Origin of the sequence: Affinundibacterium macrobrachii, from assembly GCF_014652415.1 — a bacterium.
GTDB lineage: Bacteria > Pseudomonadota > Gammaproteobacteria > Burkholderiales > Burkholderiaceae_D > Undibacterium > Undibacterium macrobrachii.
In genome coordinates this window covers 582,000-604,286 of record NZ_BMYT01000001.1, presented here as the reverse complement: position 1 = coordinate 604,286, position 22,287 = coordinate 582,000, and the positions used below count along the sequence as shown (strand labels likewise).

The following is a 22,287-nucleotide window of genomic DNA, read 5'->3' as shown; positions in this document are numbered from 1 at the left end:
TGATGTGAGTATCTATGCGATGATCAGATTTTTAGCCATAAATGACGACGGCATGATGACGAGGAAATTATTTTTTTGCTTTGTCGTTGAAGCTGCGCTTGAGTCTTTCTTTGCGCATTTTTTCATGCAACATCTCGTCTTTGCGCTTGTCTAGACCGAGCATACGTTCAAAAAACTCAAACCAGAGAAATGCAAATAATCCTAGGCCATTAATCCACCACCATGAAATATTCTCCATGAAGCTCAGTTCAAGGAGTTTCATAATATACAGTGCGACAACGGGGACTAGAAGTTTCATAGTGTTTATGGTGTTAGCGATACGATGGTTGAATTAAATGGTATCTATGTCTTTGCAGCTTGATCATGCCTCATGTTGTTTCAAGCTGACTCAATGGTGCTTTATCATAGGGTCTAAAATGATCAAGGTCAACCAATGCAATTGAATCGCGTTACTTGTCTCAAGCTGAGGTAAAAAGCGGTAAAATACACAGATTCGATTTTTTAACTGGAGATTCTTATGAAAACGACTTTAATGATTGCAGCAAGTGTAATGATGTTGGCATCTGGTTCTGCGATGGCAAATGCCGATTTAGCAAAATCTAAAAATTGTATGAGTTGCCATAGCGTAGATGCAAAAATTCTAGGACCTTCATTTAAAGATGTCGCTAAAAAGTATGCTGGTGATAAAGCAGCAGAAGGCAAGTTAGCTGCCAAAGTAATCAAGGGGGGTAGCGGTGTTTGGGGTGCAATCCCAATGCCAGCAAACGCACAAGTGAGTGAAGCTGAAGCGAAGACTTTGGTTAAATGGATTTTGAGTTTGAAATAATCTTTGAATTTTCTGAAAAAGGCTCGGTATCGTCCGAGCCTTTTTCTTATCCTGAGATGCGCTATGCCAAAATTTCATACGCTAGATAAAATTGATCGTAAGCTGCTGAATATGCTGCAGAAAGACAATCAAACGCCAACGCGTGTCTTGGCCGAGAAGCTACATATTTCTCAACCAACTTGTTTGCGTCGAATAAAAGCATTGCGCGATGCTGGCGTGATTAGTGCAGATGTGGCAATGGTAGATCCGTTTTCTATTGGCTATGGCATGCTGGCTTTTTTGGAGATTTCTCTACAAAATCAATCGGATGAACACATGCGCGATTTTGAGGCATGTATGAATCACGAGCCTGAGGTAATGCAGTGTTATTTTGTTTCGGGTGAGATCGACTATTTCTTAGTCATTCACGTAGTTGATATGGAAGCTTATTATCAATTTGTTAGACGTGCGATTTCTGGCTCAGGTAATGTAAGGCATTTTCATTCCCGTTTTCCGATGAAACGGGCAAAGTTTTCTACGCGTATTGCATTCGATGAGAAAATGCCAGAATTAAGCGTTCGCGTTTCCAGATAAACATAAGTCTAATCTGGCAAATGTTAAGACTTACGAACGCCGTTACTGATTTTGCTTAACTCTTGCGTCACTGCACGTTTGACCACTTCTTCAATACTATTGCGCAAGCCAACGCGAATCTCATCGGCTAATTTATCAACCGCTGTTTGCAACACGTCTGCCAAGCTATCGCTGACACGATGTTCAAGCACAAAATCGACGCGCGATAGAACTTGACGTAGTACATTTTCTCGCACACTTACTTCAAGTTCTTTCCATTGCTCAGCGCTCATGGTTGGCGCGACTTCGGTGTTTGTCGCGTCCGCTTGCAGCTCGGCGGTCGGAATTTCTGTGACTTGTGCGAGCATTTCTTTCGCTGCAGCGATCGCCGCATTTACAGGCTTGATGGTGCTTGATATTGGAGTCTCTTTGGCCAAATTGCTTGTATGTGCAGATAAAGGAAAATGCGACTCTTGTACTTTCGGTGTCGGATTCGCTGGCTTGCCATCGGAATCACTAATAATTTCCGTCAGTACTGGGATGCTTTCATCAATTTGTTCGTTCATGATGCGGATGCGACAATATGAGAGGGTTTGATCCCTTGTTGTTGATATAGACGAAACCGCTGACGCGCAGCATTCGCATCGTCTTCTTGTTGTGATACAACTTCAATCACACGATTAAATTGGGCAAATGTGGTCGGTAACATTTGGCTCAAATTAATCAGCAAATCATGGTGGGGTAGTGCGCTATCGATTTGTGTTGCAATCACAATCGGGGTTTGCGATGCCAGAGGATCATCAATCATAACATGCGGCAAAAAATCGACAGCAGAAAAATCCCAAAGCGCATCGTTCAATAGCGTTGCCTGTTCTAAGTTTTCACTAAGTACCATGATTTGACAATTGGCAGCGCGCGCCTTGCGTATCAGCCGGCAACTATAGTGAATCTTGTCGGCTACTTGACTATGAAAATCAACTCTCGTCATCTGCTTCACTTAGAATCGAATGCCAGTCGGTGAACTCGATTTAGCGCGAGGTACGAGCTTTGGCGTATCGTCTTGTGGGGCGTTTGTGGCTTGTGGCGGTGCCGCGGGTTCGGGATCAGGATAGCGGTAGTCTTTGGGCAAAATGTTAGTTTCTGGGTAGCCTGCCGAGCTCAATCCGGTGCGCCACTCTTGCGATTCATATCCAGAAAACTTTGTTCTGTTGATGAGCATGAATGGTAATTGGGTGTCGCCACTGACTTGCTTTAACTTATTGACGTCTTCGGTCGTCGTAATGGTTTTCTCAAAAAAAGGAATACCATTTTGTTTCAACATGCTTCGTGCTTCATTGCATGGAGTACAGTTAGGTGCAGAGTAAAAAGTAACGGGATTTTTAGCAACAGCAGCTGCAAGCGTATCGGGCAGTTTGACGTTGGAAATATTGGCAACACCATCTAAAGCTTTTGTACCCAATTTTTTTGCATTCGCTGGCGGCGGTGTGTCGCTATACACAGTCTTGCCGTCAGCGCCAACCCATTTGTACATTTGTGCTTGTGCCGACATTGAACTGATTGTCAGTGCCAACACGCCGATGGCGAAAGACAAACGACTCGCAGATTGCAAGCGAAGTTTGATAGTGGATGGCGCAAACATAGTTAAATTCTCCAAACAATATTTTTACTGAATCATGCCATTATGGCGTAATAAGGCATCGATAGTCGGTTTCCTACCTCGAAAAGCGACAAATGAATCTAAGGCCGGGCGTGATCCACCCATCTCTAAAATCTCGGTTTGAAACAGTTGACCAACTTTTCGAGATAAGCTGGTGCCTTCAGTTTGCGCTGCTTCTTCAAATGCGCTGTAGGCATCCGCAGATAAAACTTCGGCCCATTTATAACTAAAATAACCAGCAGAGTAGCCACCTGCGAAGATGTGGCTAAACGAATGTTGGAAACGGTTAAAGGCGGGTGGTTGCAAAACACTCACTTCATCTCTGACCTGTTGCAATACTTGTGCAACGCTTAGGTTGGCCGAACGGGCGCTACCATCATGAAGACGCATATCAAACAAGGCAAACTCGACTTGACGCAGTGTTTGTAAGCCAGATTGGAAATTTTTGGCGGCGATCATTTTGTCGTACAAGCTGCGCGGTAAGTGAGCGCCGGTATCAACATGCGCGGTCATTCGTTGCAAGACATCCCATTCCCAACAGAAGTTTTCCATAAATTGGGAAGGTAATTCCACCGCATCCCACTCAACCCCAGAAATCCCAGAAACCGAAATGTCATCGACCTTGGTTAAGAGCTGGTGCAGTCCATGTCCAAATTCATGGAAAAGGGTAATCACTTCATCATGGGTGAAAGTGGCTGGTTTGGTGACGCCATCCACCACTACTGGTTCATTGAAGTTGCAGGTTAAATAAACCACCGGTGTTTGAATGCCATGCGCTTTGCGGCAACGGGCGCGGGCATCGTCCATCCATGCACCACCTTGTTTGGCTGCGCGCGCATAGAGGTCAAGATAAAACTGTCCAACCAATTCACCATCGCGCTCGACACGATAAAACTTCACATCGGGATGCCACGTAGCGGCGCTATCGCTTTGGATATTCACGCCAAACAAAGTTTGAATCACATTGAATAAACCAGCGACGACTTTGTGCTCAGGGAAGTATTGCTTCACTTCTTGTTCAGAAAACGCGTAACGTTGTTCGCGGAGTTTTTCTGAAACAAAGGTCGTGTCCCACGCTTGTAAGTCGCTAATGCCAAATTGCTCCTGGGCGAATTGGCGTAGCTCCGTCAAATCTTTTTCTGCGTAAGGTTTCGCTTTGTGTGCTAAATCGAGCAAGAAGCTTTCGACTTGGGTGGCGCTCTCCGCCATCTTAGGTAGTAGCGAGACTTCGGCAAAATTTTGGTAGCCAAGTAGCTCGGCTTCTTCTTGGCGCAGGCTCAATAACTCCTCGATGATGGCAGTGTTATCCCATTCAGGATGTCCGCCTAGCTCTGATGCCTTGGTCGCATTTGCACGATAAATCGTTTCGCGTAGCTGGCGGTTTTCAGCATATTGCAAGAGTGGGAAATACGAAGGGAAATGCAGGCTGAATTGATAGCCTGTTTTGCCATCTTGTTCGGCGGCGTGTTGAGCCGCCTGTAAAACTTCTTCCGGCAAACCTTTGAGTTCGACCACATCGGTGACGAGCAACTTGTAGTCATTGGTCGCATCCAACACATTCTCAGAGAATTTGGTGGAGAGGGCGGCCAATTTTTCCTGAACTTCTGCGTAGCGTTTCTTTTTATCGTCAGCTAATTCTGCACCACCGAGTTTGAAGTCACGCAAGGCATTACTGATGATTTTTTTACGCGCGGCACTCAGCGTCGGGTAGGAAGCGCTCGCACTTAATGCTTTGTAGTGTTCGTACAAATGCAGATTTTGTCCAAGCTCAGTCCAAAATTCGGTGACCTTGGGTTGGTTTTCGTTGTAGACCGCACGAAGCTCTGGCGTATCGCGCACCGAGTTGAGGTGACTCACAATACCCCAAGCACGGCCGAGTTTTTCGGTAACGGTTTCTAATGGTGTGACGAAATTGTCCCAATCAATGTTTGCTATTGGCGCTTCTAATTGCGATACCACCGTACGGCATTCCGCTAATAATAGATCAATCGCGGGGCTGACATGCTCTGGTGAGATCGCATCAAAGCGTGGAAGGTCGCTAAAGTCGAGTAGCGGATTGGTGGTGCTAACTGATTGGGTCGTCATTTCACTCATCGTATTAAATTCTTTCTGCAGCTTCTATCGTATTAACTAATAACATCGTGATCGTCATTGGACCGACGCCGCCTGGTACTGGCGTGATGTAACTAGCGACTTCTTTGACATTGGCGTAATCCACATCGCCACATAATTTGCCTTCGTCGTCGCGATTCATGCCGACGTCGAGCACCACAGCACCCGGTTTCACCATATCGGCCGTGACGATATTACGTTTGCCTGTGGCGACTACGAGAATGTCAGCATTGCGCGTATGGGCGCCCAAATCACGTGTCTTAGAATTGCATATGGTGACGGTTGCACCCGCTTGCAAGAGCAACATGGCTTGTGGTTTGCCGACAATATTTGAAGCGCCAACCACCACCGCATTCGCACCACGTACTGGGTAGTCGATAGACTCCAGCATCTTCATCACGCCATACGGTGTGCATGGGCGGAATAAAGGTTGACCTGTCATTAGCAAACCAGCATTGCTGATATGAAAGCCGTCTACATCTTTTTCTGCGGCAATCGCTTCAATTACTTTATTCGCATTGATGTGCGCAGGTAAAGGTAGTTGCACCAAGATGCCATTGATCTTTGGATCTCTATTTAAGCGGTCTATGTGCGCTAATAAAGTCGCTTCGCTCAAATCAGCGTCGTATTTTTCCAGTACTGAGTAAAAGCCGCAATCTTCACAGGCTTTGACTTTGTTACGCACATATACTTGTGACGCAGGATTTTCGCCGACCAAAATAACTGCCAAACCTGGCTGTTTGCCTTGCGCCGTTAATGCTGCTGCACGTTTAGTTACGTCTTCACGAATTTGTTGGGAAAGTTGGGTGCCGCTAATGATTTGTGCCGTCATGGTGGTGGACTCGGAAAAGTGCTTAATGTGGAAGTGAATTGCTTTTGAATTAACTTCAATTAAGCCAAGTTTGCAAAGAAAGGATAAGCCGTGATTATACGGGATGTAGGGCTTATTTCAGTCGATAGTGCTGTCAAAAAACCGTTTGTGGAGGTCAATTACAAGAGCAAAGTCTTTAAATTAGCTGATGCTTTTGTGATTAGGATCTTTGTGTAAATGTTGGTGAGTGCGTGTTTATTTGTACTTGATTGAATACCGCATGTGAGATGACTTTGTGCATGCGAAAAAACGACAGACAGAATCTGTGTGTTTTGAAACCCAGTTTGATGCTTAATTTGAAGTGGGAGGGCTTGAGAAAAGTGTCGATTGATTTGCGCTTGAAATTGGATCATCAATATGAAGATCTCAAATAGAAAGTGATGAGTTATTTCGATTCTTGAAGTTTAAATTAGGTGTGAATGAAGTCTCTGCTTACCGAAAAAATAGTAAGAATGCAGTAATTGTGTATGTTGCGCTGCGTCACAAATCTCATAATATGAAACGTCATATCGTAATTTGAAATTTGCCAAAACTGCTGTTAGAATGCCTCAGTTCTAAAAATCTGTCCTGAAATTTGTTTCCCTGCATTGCGCTTTTTAGTTAATTCAGACAAGCTGGAAATTCTAGCCAAAGTAATTTTTCGCTAAGAATTTTTAGGCAACTTTGGAATAGCAGCGTGAAGTAGTAATAACAGTCGGTACAGAAAAATACGTAGGCAAATTCCGCAAATTTATATTGCGAATCTAAATTACGAATGCACATTGCGAATGTCAATTGATCAACGAGGAGACCGTATGTCACAAATAGACCAAATTTTGGCGCAAGCCGCGAATGACCCTGATGTGATCGAGACCAATGAATGGCTCGATGCGTTGGAGTCTGTGATTGATACGGAAGGCCCAGATCGCGCTCACTATTTGATGGAGCGTATGATGGATTTGGCGCGCCGTCGTGGTGCGAATATCCCGTTCTCCAGCAATACAGCCTATGTGAATACGATTCCTGCTGATAAGGGCGCGCATTGCCCAGGTAATTTGGAAATCGAAGAACGCTTGCGTTCTTATATGCGTTGGAATGCGATGGCGATGGTGGTCAAAGCGAATCGTCTCGATGGCGATCTCGGTGGTCACTTGTCCAGTTTCGCTTCTTTGGCGAATATGCTCGGCATTGGTTTTAACCATTTCTGGCATGCGCCAACTGCGGATCACGGTGGTGATTTGCTCTACATCCAAGGTCACTCTTCTCCAGGTATTTATGCTCGCGCTTTCCTCGAAGGTCGTTTGAGCGAAGAACAACTTTTGCACTTCCGTCGTGAAGTGGATGGTAAAGGTCTGTCTTCCTACCCACATCCAAAATTGATGCCAGATTTCTGGCAATTCCCAACGGTGTCGATGGGCTTGGGTCCATTGATGGCGATTTATCAAGCGCGCTTCTTGAAGTACCTGCATGCGCGCGGCATTGCTGACACCGAAAAACGTAAGGTATGGGCATTCTGCGGCGATGGTGAAATGGATGAACCAGAATCTATGGGTGCGATCGGTATGGCGGGACGTGAGAAGCTGAATAACCTGGTGATCGTAGTCAACTGTAACTTACAACGCCTTGACGGTCCTGTGCGCGGTAATGGCAAAATCATTCAAGAACTCGAATCTGATTTCCGCGGCGCAGGTTGGAATGTCGTTAAAGTGATTTGGGGTTCTGGTTGGGATGAATTGCTGGCGAAAGACAAAGACGGTGCCTTGCGCAAGATCATGATGGAAACCGTGGACGGTGAATATCAGAATTACAAAGCAAAAGACGGTGCTTATGTTCGCTCCCATTTCTTCGGTAAAGATCCTCGCACATTAGCGATGGTGGCACATATGTCGGACGACGACATCTGGCGTTTGACACGTGGTGGTCATGACCCACATAAGATTTACGCTGCGTTTAAAGTTGCGCAAGAAAGCGTCGATCAACCAACAGTGATTTTGGCCAAGAGTATTAAGGGCTACGGTTTCGGTAAGGCAGGCGAAGCACGTAATACGGCACACAATACGAAGAAGCTTGATGACGAAACGATTAAGTCAGTGCGTGACCGCTTCCAGTTACCAATCGCAGATGAGAAGTTGCCAGAGATTCCTTTCTACAAACCAGCGGACGATACGCCAGAGATGAAGTACTTGCACGAACGTCGTGCAGCACTCGGTGGTTACTTGCCACAACGTCGCCAACAAGCAGACGAGCAATTGGTGGTGCCACCATTATCCGCGTTCCAAGCGATGTTGGAGCCAACTGCGGAAGGTCGCGAAATTTCTACAACGGCATCTTATGTACGCGTGTTGACCTCCTTGTTGCGTGATAGCAGTTTGGGTCAACGTGTGGTGCCGATCATGGTCGATGAATCGCGTACTTTCGGTATGGAAGGCTTGTTCCGTCAAATCGGTATTTTCAGTCAAGTTGGTCAGTTGTACGAACCAGTCGATAAAGATCAGGTGATGTATTACCGCGAAGATAAAGCAGGTCAAATTTTGCAAGAAGGCATTAATGAAGCGGGTGGTATGAGTTCATGGATCGCAGCAGCGACTTCTTACTCTACTAATAATCGTGTGATGATTCCGTTCTACACTTACTACTCGATGTTCGGTCTGCAACGTATCGGTGATTTGGCCTGGGCCGCAGCGGATATGCGCGCACGTGGTTTCTTGATCGGTGGTACCGCTGGTCGTACAACCTTGAACGGTGAAGGTTTGCAACATGAAGATGGTCATAGCCATGTGATGGCATCGACGATTCCAAACTGTGTTCCATATGATCCTACATTTGCGCATGAAGTTGCGGTCATCATTCACGATGGCTTGCGTCGTATGGTCACGAATCAAGAAGACGTGTTCTACTACATCACGGTGATGAATGAGAACTACGCGCATCCAGGTTTGGTGGCAGGTCAAGAAGAGGGCATCATCAAAGGTCTGTATTCTTTCAAGAAATCCGAAGCACATACTAAACATCGCGTACAGTTATTAGGTTCAGGCACCATTCTGCGTGAAGTAATTGCTGCTGCCGATTTGTTGATGAATGATTGGGGTATCGCGGCAGATATTTGGTCTGCACCATCCTTCACTTTGTTGGCACGTGATGGCCAAGATGCGGAACGTTGGAATATGTTGCATCCAACAGAAACACCACGTGTTCCTTACATCGCTGAGTGCTTGAAAGATACGGCAGGTCCTATCGTTGTTTCTACTGATTACATGCGTACTTATGCAGAACAAGTGCGTGCATTCATCCCTAAAGATCGTACTTATAAAGTATTGGGTACCGATGGTTTTGGTCGTTCTGATAGTCGTGCGAAATTGCGCGAATTCTTTGAAGTGAATCGTTATTTCGTGACGATCGCGGCTTTGAAATCTTTGGCAGACGAAGGCGCGATTTCTGCATCTGTGGTAGCACAAGCGATTGAGAAATACGGTATTAATCCAAATAAACCAAATCCGGTGACTGTTTAGTAGATCGTCTTGCTCTGTACAACATCGTAGGGCGGGTGCAACCCTCGCCGCCCAACGATTGCGTACTGAAGCAGCGCGGGTTTCACCCGTCCTACGAAAGCTACAGCAGCGCTTAATTTAATAGCCTTGACCCCAGCCTTCCCCGATTTAAGGGGTGGGAATAAATGGAGAAAATGATGAGTACAGTAGAAGTCAAAGTGCCGGATATCGGTGATTTTAAAGAAGTGGAAGTCATTGAATTGATGGTTAAAGTTGGTGACACCATCAAAGTTGATCAATCCTTGATTACGGTTGAATCAGACAAAGCCAGCATGGAAATTCCATCGAGCCATGCTGGTGTAGTGAAAGAAGTCAAAGTTAAAGTTGGTGACAAAGTGGCCTTAGGCTCTTTAGTGGTGATCGTTGAAGCGGATGGCGCAGCGGCACCAGCATCTACGCCAGCAGCGCCAGCTCCAGCTGCGACTGCTCCGGCCCCTGTAGCAGCGCCAGTAGCACCTGCGCCTGCACCTGTTGTTTCCGTTGCACCTGCAGTAGCAAGCGCGGCTGCAGTGGCAACGGCACCAGCAGGCAAAGCACACGCATCGCCTTCGATCCGTAAATTTGCACGCGAATTAGGTGTTGATTTGAGCAAAGTTCCAGGCACTGCGCCGAAAGGCCGCATCACGCAGCAAGACGTGCAAAACTACGTCAAGGGTGTGATCGCTGGATCTGCGAGTGCGCCAGTTGCTAGCGCTGCAAGTACAAATGGTAGTGGTGCTGGTTTGAACCTCTTACCATGGCCATCGCTCGATTTCTCCAAATTTGGAGCGACAGAAACGCAGCCTTTATCACGCATTAAGAAACTCAGCGGACCGAATTTGCATCGCAACTGGGTCATGATTCCTCACGTGACGCAATTTGATGAAGCTGATATCAGTGATCTGGAAGAGTTCCGTAAATCGTCTAATGCTGCATTGGCCAAGTCTGGCGTGAAGTTGACGATGCTGGCTTTCGTGATCAAAGCAAGTGTGTCGGCTTTGAAGAAATTCCCAGCGTTCAACTCATCTTTAGATGCGAACGGCGAAAACCTGATTTTGAAACAGTACTACAACATTGGTTTCGCGGCTGATACGCCAAATGGTTTGGTGGTTCCAGTTGTGAAAAATGCAGATCAGAAAACCTTGTCGCAAATCGCCAATGAAATGGGTGAGTTGTCGGCCCAAGCGCGTGATGGCAAATTGAAACCTGCTGATATGCAAGGCGCCACTTTCACGATTTCTTCTTTGGGTGGTATCGGCGGCACAGCATTTACGCCAATTATCAATGCACCTGAAGTGGCGATTCTCGGTTTATCTAAGTCTTCCATGAAGCCAGTGTGGGATGGTAAACAATTCGTGCCACGCCTGATGTTGCCATTGTCCTTGTCCTACGATCACCGCGTGATCGATGGTGCGATGGCGGCGAAATTCACTGCATATCTAGCGGATGTACTCGCAGATTTGCGTAAGACCATGCTGTAATCAGGAGCGAAGACGATGAGTACAATTGAAGTCAAAGTCCCTGATATCGGCGACTTTAAAGAAGTAGAAATTATCGAGGTAATGGTGAAGGTTGGCGATACGATCAAAGTTGACCAGTCCTTAATCACCGTTGAGTCGGACAAGGCGAGTATGGAAATTCCATCTAGCCATGCTGGCGTGGTAAAAGAACTCAAGATCAAGGTTGGCGACAAAGTCGCTGAGGGCAGTGTCGTATTGGTGGTAGAAGCTGCGGGTGCTGCTGAATCGGCTGCACCAGCGCCATCCGCTGTGCCAGCTGCAGCAGCTCCTGCAGCTCCTGCTCCAGTTTCGTTCGCCGTTGCTGCGACTGTTTCTAGTGGTCCGATTGAAGTCAAAGTGCCTGATATCGGTGACTTTAAAGAAGTCGAAGTCATCGAAGTAATGGTGAAAGTGGGCGACACGGTGAAGGTCGATCAATCTTTGGTGACGGTCGAATCGGATAAAGCAAGTATGGAAATTCCATCTAGCCATGCAGGTGTCGTCAAAGAATTAAAAGTTAGAGTCGGTGATAAAGTTGCCGAGGGTAGTTTGTTGATCGTGGTGGAAGGGACTACTTCTGCACCTGCAGCAGCTCCGACTGCAGCGCCAGCGCCTCTAGCCAGTGCGCCAGCTGTTGCTGCACCATTAGCGTCGAGTTATGCCGGTACAGTCGACATCGAATGCGACATGATGGTGTTGGGTGCGGGCCCTGGTGGATATTCTGCAGCATTCCGTTCTGCGGATCTCGGTTTAAGTACTGTTCTAGTTGAACGTTATTCGACCTTGGGCGGTGTGTGCTTGAATGTTGGCTGTATTCCATCCAAAGCCTTGTTGCACGTTGCTGCAGTGATTGATGAAACCGCGTCGATGTCAGGTCATGGCGTGACATTCGCGAAGCCGCAAATTGATCTCGATGCTTTGCGCGCGCACAAAGACGGCGTCATCAAACAAATGACCGGCGGTTTAGCGGGTATGGCGAAAGCGCGCAAGGTGAATGTGGTGCAAGGTCTCGGTCAATTTGTGAGTCCGCATCACATCGAAGTAACAGCGGCAGATGGTAGCAAGAAAGTAGTGCAGTTCAAGCAAGCGATTATCGCTGCAGGTTCTTCTGTCGTAAAACTGCCTTTCGTGCCAGAAGATCCACGTATTGTGGATAGCACAGGTGCTTTGGAATTGCGCCAAATTCCGAAGCGTATGTTAGTCATCGGTGGCGGCATTATTGGCTTAGAGATGGCGACCGTGTATTCGACTTTGGGTGCGCGTATCGACGTAGTCGAAATGATGGATGGCCTGATGCAAGGTGCTGATCGCGACATGGTCAAGGTCTGGCAGAAGCATAACCAGCATCGTTTCGACAATGTGATGACCAAGACTAAAACAGTCGGCGTCGAAGCACTGCCCGAAGGCATTAAAGTCACGTTTGAAGCAGCGGAGGCTGGTGCCGCCGCGCCTGCACCACAACTCTACGATTTGGTGCTGGTAGCAGTGGGCCGCAGTCCGAATGGTAAGAAAATTGCTGCAGACAAAGCCGGTGTGGCAGTGACTGATCGTGGTTTTATCAACGTCGATAAACAAATGCGTACGAACGTACCGCATATTTTTGCGATCGGTGATTTGGTTGGACAACCGATGTTGGCGCACAAAGCTGTACATGAGGCGCATGTTGCAGCAGAAGCAGCGGCTGGACACAAAGCATTCTTTGATGCGACTGTGATTCCATCCGTAGCTTACACCGATCCTGAAGTGGCATGGGTTGGTGTCACGGAAGACGAAGCGAAAGTCAAAGGCTTGGCGATCGAGAAGGGCGTCTTTCCATGGGCAGCCTCTGGTCGTGCTGTCGCGAATGGCCGTGCTGAAGGCTTCACGAAGTTGATCTTTGATGCCGAAACCAAACGCATTATCGGTGGCGGCATTGTCGGTACCCATGCAGGCGATATGATCGGTGAAGTTGCGGTGGCGATCGAAATGGGCGCCGATGCAGTGGATATCGGTAAAACTATCCATCCTCATCCGACCTTGGGTGAGTCGATTGGTATGGCGGCAGAAGTGTATAAAGGCGTATGTACTGATCTACCGCCGCAACGTAAAAAGTAAATCACTTCGTAGTTTATAAGTATGCGTTATGTGGTAGAGATGTGAACGGCGCAGTTCTCTATAAAAAAATCCCTGATGCTCTGTATCAGGGATTTTTTTCGGTCATAAAAATGACGGCTCGAACAAGCTAAGTATTCTTGCTGAATTGCGAATTTAAAATAGTCCACGACGACGTGTGCGTATTAATGAAACCACATTGGTGTAATGCATCAATAAAGCTGCCATCTTCGAGCATGCGTTCTAGTTCTGGAAAAATCACTTTCGCTAAGTTAGCTGCTTGCTGACTATTACTAAAAGCGAAATGACGCGAGCCAGTTAATTCGACTCTTAGGCCGGGTACGGGAACCAGCTGGCAGTCATCAAGTTCAATTTTTAAATCGTGATGCGTGGCAAAGGGCGCGAGTAGGGCATCTACTTCGCTGCTGCTGACCATGTAGACCATCTGTCTCCAGGTTTTTACGTCTAGACAATTCTCGATTCCTAATTGCTTTAAGGTATTCCAATCGGCGCTCCAGTCACGATTGGAAACTAGTCGTAGCTGTTGGAAATCATTCAGTGTTTTGCAATTGAGCGCATGTTGGTTATGCGGCGACGTATAAATGCCAACGATAGACAAGCCATCAGCAATCATGGCGGGAGAAATATAAATCTCTTCCGCGTAAGCAATTAAATCCGATTCCCAGCACGTGGTTGCTAGGCAAGTAATAGTAGATTGGCGTAGTTGTTCGATACCGTTTGCATAGCTATCAATCGGAACTAGTTTGTATTCTGCATTGGGCCGTACTTTCTCTAAAGCGCGAATAAAAAATGTCAGCTCGACCACGTCACGCCGGCTGTGTAAGCCGCCAAAATCGTTAATATCTTGATTCGAACGAGTGCCCAGAAATAGATGGTAATCTTCGAGTACATCTTTAGGGACGCCGATTCGTATTAAGTTTTGATCGACTTGTGGCGCGATCAATGGCAGTAGCATGCGGATACTAGTGCCTTCACTTGGTAAGGATTCAATCTCGATTTTTCCACCGAATAATTGTGTAACGACGGTATGGGCTAAATGCATGCCAAGACCACTTCCACCTTTTCCTAATTTGGTGGTGAAGAATGGTTCAAATACGCGTCGTAAAATGGTCGCGGGGATGCCGTTGCCATCATCACTAAAAATGATTTCTACTTTATCTTGCGAGACTAATTTGGCACTCAAGAGCATGTGACCATGTTCAATTTTGTCAAATGCATGCAAGAGCGCGTTATTAATAAGATTGATGAAGATTTGACTTAATGGCCCGGGATAAGCATCCATGTCGATCGCTGGATCGATATCAATATTTAATTGATGTGGTGTTTGCTTGATGCTTGGTAGCATTGCCAATTGCGTTTCTTCGACCACATCAATCAGACGAAATTGTCTACGTTGTTCGGAGTGTTGGTCCGCTGAAAGTTGTTTGAAACTGGCGATCAAGGTAGCGGCGCGTTCTAAGTTTTGCTGCAAAATCGCGGTGCCGTGTGTGGTCTCTATAAAGAAGTCTTTGAGCGCTTTGCGTGTGAATTTGGTTTCGCTGATAACTTCAAGGTCCCTGATTTTGTCAGCTAAGGTGGTGCTCACTAATAAAGCGTTGCCGATAGGTGTGTTGAGTTCATGTGCAATGCCAGATACTAGCGAACCTAGCGCCGCATTTTTTTCATTTTGAACTAGCTCTGAGCGCGTGCCTTCCAGATTTTGTAAAGTCTCGATCAGTTGCGCATTGCTAGCAGCTAAAGCGCGGGTGCGTTCTTCTACGCGGGATTCTAGTTCTTGGTTGCTTAACTCAAGCGCCTGTTTTAAACGATCAGATTCTCTTAGCTCACGTCTTGATTGGCGAGAGTCCCAAACTAAGTAAATGACGATGCCTGCCAACCAAACAAAAATTAATCCTAATCGAAAATGTTCGGTGGGTATCCATTGCCCAGTTAGCTCAACCGCTTCAAGGCTAATGCTATGTTTGCCCGGCACCACATTGCCTCCAGTGATAAAGCTGATGGCGACGACTTGATCTAGCTGTGGCCCAAGATGTTCGATACTGGTTGGATGTGATTGGGTCCACCATGACGCAACCATAAATTGATTCAACTTGAATTCAACTTCGGGCGCGACTAGATTCGGGTCGTATACCACTTCATGTGGTTTCAGTGAGCCGGGGGAATCTGCGATTGAATACGCTGGATTGAAGTTTCGTAGAAAGACTCTAACCGGATTATGCTGCTGTGGGCCAGTGCTACGAATTTGTAGTTTTAGTGTGTCGAACTGATTCAGATCTATTCCTGAATTATCGTCTTTTAATTTGATGGCTAATTCACAAAACGGCCATTGATAGGCAGCGATGATGTCGCACTCCATTGTTAATGCGTGACCATTTTTGATTAGCTTTGCTATGCTCTTGCCGCCTTCGGAACGGTCATCAATAGCAGAAACTTTTTCGTCTGACATGAAATCAATTTGTAGGCGACGCGTCATCCAATGCTCATTGGCATAGAGCGCCAATAAACTGAGCGCTACCATGCTCAAGATAAATTGACGAAAGAAGCGATTCATTGATTGATGTTGGACTGACTGATTCACAATGTTTCAGGAATAGCCGTAAATGCTTTTTATTCTACTCGTATTTTGTTATGACAATTACGAAAATGCACTAACAGTTGTGGTGAATTTGTTGAATTGATCGCAGCAAATAAAAATGCCTTGCCTTAGCGCAGTCCTCGCTAGATACTTGCACATATTTTTTAAATATATTAAAAAATATGTGCATATCATTTGTTTATCCAGCCGAAAATTAGTTCGCGATTTAGTTCGCAAATTAGATCCTAAATTAGTTCGTAAATTAGTTGCGTGAGTTTGTTAATTTGAGGCTTTGTTGAATTCACTTTTATGATTGTGGGGCAGGGATGAAAAGTTGGATCTTGATGGTAATGGTGCTTTCTTTGTCTGCGTGTAGCTTGCAAAGCAAGGAGTTAAGTTCCGGTTTGTTATTCTGCTTCGCAAGCTTGGCCTTATTATTCATAGCTATCTGGGCTAAAAGTCTGTATCTGATGCGCAAAGACGGTAAGCAGTGGCACTGGCCTCGCCCAGTAGAAATTGCGATCGGTGCTATTACAGATTTTTTTGATACCTTGGGTATCGGTTCTTTCGCTCCCAGCACAGCGTTTTTCCGTTTAGGGAAAATCGTTCCAGACGAGCTGATTCCAGGTACGCTGAATGTGGGTCACACGCTAGGTACGATTACACAAGCGCTGATTTTTATCCAAATCGTCGATGTCGCTCCCAGTACTTTACTCCCTATGATTTTGACGGCAGGTGCCGGAGCATGGTTGGGAACAGTGGTAGTTGGAAGCTTGCCGCGGTTTCAAATTCAAATAGGCATGGGCACTGCGTTATTGTTGGCCGCGTTCATTATGCTGATGGCTATGCTTGGCTTTTTGCCAGCAGGTTTGGATGCCTTGGAATTGACAGGTTGGAAGTGGTGGGTTGGTGTGATCGGTAATTTTATATTAGGACTATTGATGCCCTTAGGCATAGGACTATATGCACCTTGCATGATTATGGTGAGCTTGCTTGGCATGAGTCCATTAGCGGCGTTTCCGATCATGATGGGGTCGTGTGCGTTTTTGATGCCGATTAGCAGTATAGGATTTATTCGTAATCAGAAATACCTACCATCCGCTGCACTAGGTGTTGCGATTGGCGGTGTGCCCGCCGTGCTTCTTGCTGCTTACATTGTCAAATCACTCCCGTTGGATTATGTGCGTTGGATTGTGCTAGTGGTCGTCCTGATTGTTGCACTGAGTCTATTGCGCTCGGCATATAGAGAGCGCCGTACGATGCGCTAAATTTGCCAAATCACCGCATGTGGAATCGCCTATCTAGTATTGGCGATTCACTGTACCTAATCGATTCGAGCTGTATCTATTTGCACGGTCATAATTTTTTCTGCGTGCTTGCTTAGTTCAAACAAACGTTTGATTTATGTGCTAGCATGCGCGTCATGAAAAATATTTCACCATCAAAATCAAAAAAGTCGCGGTCGAATAATACGATTGCACCTAGCTCTATCCTCAATGTCATAGCGCAATCCAACCCAGATAAGTCGGGTGCCGGAAGAAATGCCGCAGATAAAAGCTTGCGTACAGATGGGCAGGAAGCGCGTGAACGCTTGTTCGAATGTGCCATGCGCCTATTTGCAGAGAAAGGCTATGCCCGCACCTCAACTCGCGAAATTGCCTTAGCTGCGCAAGTAAATATATCGGCGATTAGCTACTATTTTGGCGATAAAGCGAACTTGTATCGAGCGATCTTTAATGATCCAGTTGGTAATCCCACAATACATCCTTCGCAGTTTTTGCAGCCCGACCTTAGCTTACGTGCAGGACTTGAACTATTGATGAAAACCTTTGTCGATAGCTTCAAACAAAGTGAGCGCGCGCAAAACTGTATGAAATTACATATACGTGAAATGCTAGAGCCAACTGGTTTGTGGTCAGAAGAAATTGATCGTCAAATCAAGCCTGCACATTTGGCCTTGGTCAAATTTTTGGCAAAGCAGCTCAACGTTCAACGTATTGATGATGATCTACATCGACTCGCATTTGCGCTATCTGGTTTGGCGCTGACTTTGATGGTGAGCAGCGATGTGATCGCGGTGATACGACCAAGTTTAATCAGCAAAGAAAAATCGATTGATGAATATGCCAATCGCCTTGTGGAATACGGTTTAAGTATGTGCGAACAAGAGCGACAGCGTCGGCATGCTTTGATGACCTGACTATTCGAGTGGTCATGCGTGAATGATTTAGGATAAATAATAGACGACAGATTTGACGAAATTACTAGATGAAGGATGTGATGATGAAAAATACTTTAATGCCGATGAAGTTGCTGATGGTAGTGATGCTTAATTTTGCATTTGCAGTTCATGCGCAAAGCTCTGCTAGTGCGAAAGCCGCTGGCAGTAGTGCTAGTGCCGCCAAACCTTCATTGACGGTGACCTCGACGCAGGTTGGACAGTCGCAGATGTCGAGCAAGTTAGTCGCCAATGGCAGCATCGCTGCTTGGCAAGAAGCGATCATTGGCTCGGAATCGAATGGACTTCGGATCGCTGAGGTATTGGTAAATGTGGGTGATTCGGTCAATCGCGGACAAGTATTGGCACGCTTTGCGAGTGAAGCAGTCAATGCCGACGTCACACAAACGAAAGCAGGTTTAGTTGAAGCCGAGGCGACTGCGGTGGAGGCAACTGCCAACGCAGATCGCGCTCGTGGTTTACAGGCAAGTGGTGCAATTAGTAAACAACAAATTGGACAATATTTGACCACAGAGCAAACCGCAAAAGCACGCGTTGCAGCAGCAAAAGCAAGTCTCGATGTACAACTGTTGCGTTTCAAGTATACACAAGTGTTGGCACCAGATTCCGGCGTGATTTCAGCACGGACGGCAACTGTCGGCGCTGTGGTCGGAAATGGCGCGGAGTTATTTCGCATGATTCGACAAGGGCGATTGGAATGGCGCGCTGAGGTTACCTCGGCAGAACTGAGCAAAATTTCTCAGGGTATGCAGGCATTGGTGATTGCTCCAAATGGCGAACAGGCGCAAGGCAAGGTGCGCTCATTGGCACCAACGGTCGATGTGAATAATCGCACTGGTTTGGTTTATGTTGATTTGATTTTGCCAAAAGATAAGAAGCAGGCACACGCATTCAAAGCTGGCATGTTTGCTCGTGGAGAATTTGTTTTTGGTAACTCACAAGCATTAACAGTGCCGCAACAAGCGGTGGTGGTACGAGATGGATTTAGCTATGTATTTAAGCTTAATAACGACCAACGTGTGACGCAAGTGAAAGTGCAAACTGGGCGTCGTATGCAAGTCAACGGTAGCGAAGTAGTGGAAATTCTGAGTGGAATTAATGCCGGAACGTCGATTGCGGCAAGCGGCGTTGGTTTTTTAAATGACGGTGATTTGGTTAAGCTCGCTGTCGCGCCGTCGAACCCAACTACGTCAACAAAGAAATAGAGGTTGACCATGAATTTTTCAACCTTATCTATTCGGAATCCGATTCCAGCGATCATGTTGTTTGCACTGCTGACGCTGGCAGGGATTTTGTCATTTCGTAGCACCATCGTTCAAGATTTTCCTGATATTGAACTACCACTAGTTACTGTCAATGCTAGTTTGCCGGGGGCAGCACCAGCGCAGCTAGAGACCGAAGTCGCACGAAAAATCGAAGACGCGGTAGCCAGTTTGCAAGGCGTTAAGAACATTTATACCAAAGTATTAGACGGCAATGTTTCTATTACAGTTGAGTTCATTCTAGAAAAAGTACTATCAGAAGCAGTTAATGAGGTGCGCGATGCCGTAGCCACGGTGCGAGCAGATTTGCCAAGTGAGATGCGCGATCCCACCGTGACCAAAATGTCGACAGCGGGACGCGTGATTTTGACTTATACCGTGGAAGCCGCGCCAGCAACTAAAGAGAATCCGAATGTGGCTGGTGATAATACGGTTCCAGATGAACAAGAGTTGAGTTGGTTTGTCGATAATACCGTCTCCAAACGTTTGCGTAGTGTTGCTGGTGTTGGTGCTGTAAAACGTATGGGTGGTGTCAATCGAGAAGTTCGTATTGAGTTAGATGCGAACAAGATGGCTGCCTTAAGAGTATCAGCGCTTGATGTCTCGCGACGTTTAAAAATTGTGCAAAAAGAAGCGCCTGGTGGCCGTGGTGATGTGAGTGGTGCGGAGCAAGCGGTACGTACAATCGCGACCGTGAAAAGCGCGGAAGAATTGGCAGCTTTAGATATTCCTTTGCCCGATGGGCGACACATTCGTTTGGATCAAGTTGCGCAAGTGACCGACACCGTCAGTGAGCCGCGCGCCCGTGCTACGTATAATGGCAAATCGGTGGTTGGCTTTGAGGTGTTCCGTACTAAGGGCGCTTCAGAAGTTGATGTTGCGAATGGAACGCGCGATGCGGTGAACGAGCTTCAAAAAGCCTATCCGAAATTTTTGTTTAAACATGCAATCGACAATGCGCAACCTGTTGAAGAAAACTTCGATGGCTCAATGGAGTTATTGTATGAAGGCGCTTTATTAGCGGTGTTGGTTGTTTGGTGGTTCTTACGCGATTGGCGCTCAACTTTGGTTGCAGCCGCCGCATTGCCACTATCGGTGATTCCGACTTTCCTCGGCTTACATTACTTTGGCTACACTTTAAATACCGTGACATTATTGTCCTTGGCCTTGGTGGTTGGGGTGCTAGTGGATGATGCGATCGTTGAAATCGAAAATATTGCGCGTCATTTAGAGATGGGAAAAACACCGATGGAAGCGGCGACCGAAGCTGCTGACGAGATTGGTATGGCTGTGATTGCCACTACTTTTGCATTAGTCGCCGTATTTTTACCGACCGCATTTATGGGCGGTGTGCCGGGATTATTCTTCAAACAGTTTGGTTGGACTGCGGTAATCGCGATTCTTGCATCCTTGGTAGTCGCTCGATTATTAACGCCGATGATGGCTGCCTATATTCTCAAAGCACCGAAGAAAAATGCAGACGGAAAAATTCACGAAAAACCTGATAGTTGGATGATGCAACGCTACATGGCTACCATGCAGTGGTGCTTGCGACATCGCTTGGTGACGATCGTTTCTGCCGCAGTATTTTTCGTTGGGTCGATTGCGCTAGTTGGTTTGTTGCCGACTGGATTTGTACCACCGTCGGATCGCGCGCAAACGCAGGTGAATATTGAATTACCACCAGGTAGTACTTTAGCCGAGACGAGTCACATAGCTGAGCAAGCGCGGATTGCGATTATGTCTGTCAAAGGTATCACGGGTGTGTTCAGTTCAATTGGTGGTGGTTCTAGTGGCGATGCGTTTGCTCCAGGTGCAGCCGCGGAGGCACGTCGTGCAGTATTGACCGTCACGGCAGTACACAGAAATGAACGTAAAGAATCGATGTCGGATTTAGATAATGTGATTCGTAGCAAGATGAATGAGATTTCTGGTGCGAAGTTCTCGGTTGGGCCTTTGGATACAGGTGTGAAATTGCAGCTGGTATTGAAGAGTGAAGATCCAGTCGCTTTATTGGAAACTGCTCGCCAAGTCGAACGTGAATTACGTACCCTAAAAGGTGTCGGTAATGTGAGCTCAAGTGCCTCCTTGGTGCGACCAGAAATTATCGTCAAACCTGATTCCGCTAAAGCTGCTGATCTTGGTGTTACCGCAGAGAGTATTGGTGAAACGGTGCGTGTAGCAACCGCTGGTGATTACGATATGGCGCTTTCAAAAATGAATTTGGCGCAGCGCCAAGTGCCGATTCGTGTCAAGCTGCCGGACTATGTGCGTGCAGATTTGGCGGCGATCGAACGCTTGACGGTGCCTGGAAAATCGGGGCCAGTGATGATTGGTAGTGTCGCCACCGTGACGATGGATTCGGGGCCTGCGCAAATTGATCGTTTAAATCGTAGTCGTAATGTGACTTTGGACGTGGAGCTCGGCGGGCGTCAATTAGGTGAAGTGAATGAAGAAGCACGTGCTTTACCAACCATGAAAAACTTACCGCCATCAGTCAGTATCGCCGAATTGGGCGATGCGCAAGAAATGGCAGCTTTATTTGCTAGTTTTGGTATTGCGATGTTGATCGGTGTGCTGTGCATCTACGGTGTATTAGTCTTGTTGTTTAAGGACTTCTTGCAACCAGTGACGATTCTCGCTGCTTTACCATTAAGTATTGGTGGTGCATTCGTGGCATTGTTATTGACGGGTCGCGCACTGTCGATGCCATCAATGATCGGCTTGATTATGCTAATGGGTATCGTGACTAAGAATTCAATTCTATTGGTGGATTACGCGATTATCGCGCGCACTGCGGGTATGGATAGATTTGCCGCTTTAGTGGATGCCTGTCATAAACGTAGTCGGCCAATTATTATGACGACCATTGCGATGGGCGCAGGGATGATGCCTTTGGCTTTGGGCTGGGGAGCGGATCCTAGCTTCCGTTCACCGATGGCGATTGCGGTAATCGGTGGTTTGATCACCTCAACGCTGTTAAGCCTGCTGGTGGTGCCTGCGGTGTTTACTTATGTGGATGATTTTGAGCATTGGATGAAGCGTTGTTTTGGCCGTGCAAAGTCGTAATTGATCG

Annotated in this window: 16 protein-coding genes; 9 read left to right on the top strand and 7 right to left on the bottom strand. The window is 46.7% G+C overall.

Going from position 1 to position 22,287, the window contains the following annotated elements:
• Positions 1–67: 67 nt before the first annotated feature.
• Positions 68–298 (bottom strand): hypothetical protein, encoded by a 231-nt coding sequence (locus IE103_RS02845; protein ID WP_189344478.1) that lies wholly within the window; start codon positions 296–298, stop codon positions 68–70.
• A 219-nt stretch (positions 299–517) separates the two neighbouring features.
• Here IE103_RS02845 and IE103_RS02840 point away from each other — a divergent pair, with 219 nt between their 5' ends.
• Both IE103_RS02840 and IE103_RS02835 read left to right on the top strand, forming a co-directional pair.
• Complete coding sequence (locus tag IE103_RS02840; RefSeq protein ID WP_189344477.1) at positions 518–826, top strand: c-type cytochrome; 309 nt, start codon at positions 518–520, stop codon at positions 824–826.
• Positions 827–889: 63 nt separating this feature from the next.
• The gene (locus tag IE103_RS02835) at positions 890–1,399 is read left to right on the top strand and encodes an Lrp/AsnC family transcriptional regulator (RefSeq protein WP_189344476.1); all 510 of its coding nucleotides are present in this window, start codon (positions 890–892) and stop codon (positions 1,397–1,399) included.
• A 23-nt stretch (positions 1,400–1,422) separates the two neighbouring features.
• Here IE103_RS02835 and IE103_RS02830 read toward each other — a convergent pair whose 3' ends face one another.
• The 5 genes from IE103_RS02830 to folD are packed head-to-tail and all read right to left on the bottom strand — an operon-like array spanning position 1,423 to position 5,979.
• The gene (locus IE103_RS02830; RefSeq protein WP_189344475.1) at positions 1,423–1,944 is read right to left on the bottom strand and encodes a hypothetical protein; all 522 of its coding nucleotides are present in this window, start codon (positions 1,942–1,944) and stop codon (positions 1,423–1,425) included.
• Positions 1,941–2,366, bottom strand: coding sequence for a DNA polymerase III subunit chi (locus IE103_RS02825; RefSeq protein ID WP_189344474.1), 426 nt, complete (start codon positions 2,364–2,366; stop codon positions 1,941–1,943). The genes IE103_RS02830 and IE103_RS02825 overlap by 4 nt, the downstream gene beginning before the upstream one ends.
• 9 nt (positions 2,367–2,375) lie before the next feature.
• Entirely contained in the window at positions 2,376–3,017 is a 642-nt protein-coding gene (locus tag IE103_RS02820) for a glutaredoxin family protein (protein ID WP_189344473.1), read from the bottom strand.
• 24 nt (positions 3,018–3,041) lie between these two features.
• On the bottom strand, positions 3,042–5,120 hold the full coding sequence (locus tag IE103_RS02815; protein WP_189344472.1) for a M3 family metallopeptidase: 2,079 nt from the start codon (positions 5,118–5,120) through the stop codon (positions 3,042–3,044).
• A 13-nt stretch (positions 5,121–5,133) separates the two neighbouring features.
• Positions 5,134–5,979, bottom strand: coding sequence for a bifunctional methylenetetrahydrofolate dehydrogenase/methenyltetrahydrofolate cyclohydrolase FolD (gene folD, locus IE103_RS02810; protein WP_189344471.1), 846 nt, complete (start codon positions 5,977–5,979; stop codon positions 5,134–5,136).
• Between the two features lie 833 nt (positions 5,980–6,812).
• Between folD and aceE the strand changes: the two genes are divergently transcribed.
• The 3 genes from aceE to lpdA all read left to right on the top strand — a co-directional run bounded on the left by aceE (position 6,813) and on the right by lpdA (position 13,117).
• Positions 6,813–9,506: a pyruvate dehydrogenase (acetyl-transferring), homodimeric type gene (aceE, locus tag IE103_RS02805; RefSeq protein WP_189344470.1), complete on the top strand. Its 2,694-nt coding sequence runs from the start codon at positions 6,813–6,815 to the stop codon at positions 9,504–9,506.
• A 176-nt stretch (positions 9,507–9,682) separates the two neighbouring features.
• Positions 9,683–11,005 carry a dihydrolipoyllysine-residue acetyltransferase gene (aceF, locus tag IE103_RS02800; RefSeq protein WP_189345072.1) on the top strand — a complete coding sequence of 441 codons (1,323 nt, stop codon included), beginning with the start codon at positions 9,683–9,685 and terminating at the stop codon, positions 11,003–11,005.
• Positions 11,006–11,020: 15 nt separating this feature from the next.
• A complete protein-coding gene (lpdA, locus tag IE103_RS02795) occupies positions 11,021–13,117 on the top strand; it encodes a dihydrolipoyl dehydrogenase (RefSeq protein WP_189344469.1) in 2,097 nt (698 codons plus the stop codon).
• A 127-nt stretch (positions 13,118–13,244) separates the two neighbouring features.
• Here lpdA and IE103_RS02790 read toward each other — a convergent pair whose 3' ends face one another.
• On the bottom strand, positions 13,245–15,713 hold the full coding sequence (locus IE103_RS02790) for a sensor histidine kinase (protein WP_189344468.1): 2,469 nt from the start codon (positions 15,711–15,713) through the stop codon (positions 13,245–13,247).
• A gap of 323 nt (positions 15,714–16,036) precedes the next feature.
• On the opposite strand from IE103_RS02790, the gene IE103_RS02785 reads away from it, so the two are divergent.
• The 4 genes from IE103_RS02785 (at position 16,037) to IE103_RS02770 (ending at position 22,280) form a co-directional block, all read left to right on the top strand.
• Positions 16,037–16,978 carry a sulfite exporter TauE/SafE family protein gene (locus tag IE103_RS02785; protein ID WP_229827023.1) on the top strand — a complete coding sequence of 314 codons (942 nt, stop codon included), beginning with the start codon at positions 16,037–16,039 and terminating at the stop codon, positions 16,976–16,978.
• Between the two features lie 155 nt (positions 16,979–17,133).
• Positions 17,134–17,910, top strand: a complete 777-nt coding sequence (locus tag IE103_RS02780; protein ID WP_189344467.1) for a TetR/AcrR family transcriptional regulator — start codon at positions 17,134–17,136, stop codon at positions 17,908–17,910.
• Between the two features lie 80 nt (positions 17,911–17,990).
• Entirely contained in the window at positions 17,991–19,154 is a 1,164-nt protein-coding gene (locus IE103_RS02775) for an efflux RND transporter periplasmic adaptor subunit (RefSeq protein WP_373295220.1), read from the top strand.
• Positions 19,155–19,163: 9 nt separating this feature from the next.
• Complete coding sequence (locus tag IE103_RS02770) at positions 19,164–22,280, top strand: efflux RND transporter permease subunit (RefSeq protein ID WP_189344465.1); 3,117 nt, start codon at positions 19,164–19,166, stop codon at positions 22,278–22,280.
• Positions 22,281–22,287: the final 7 nt, after the last annotated feature.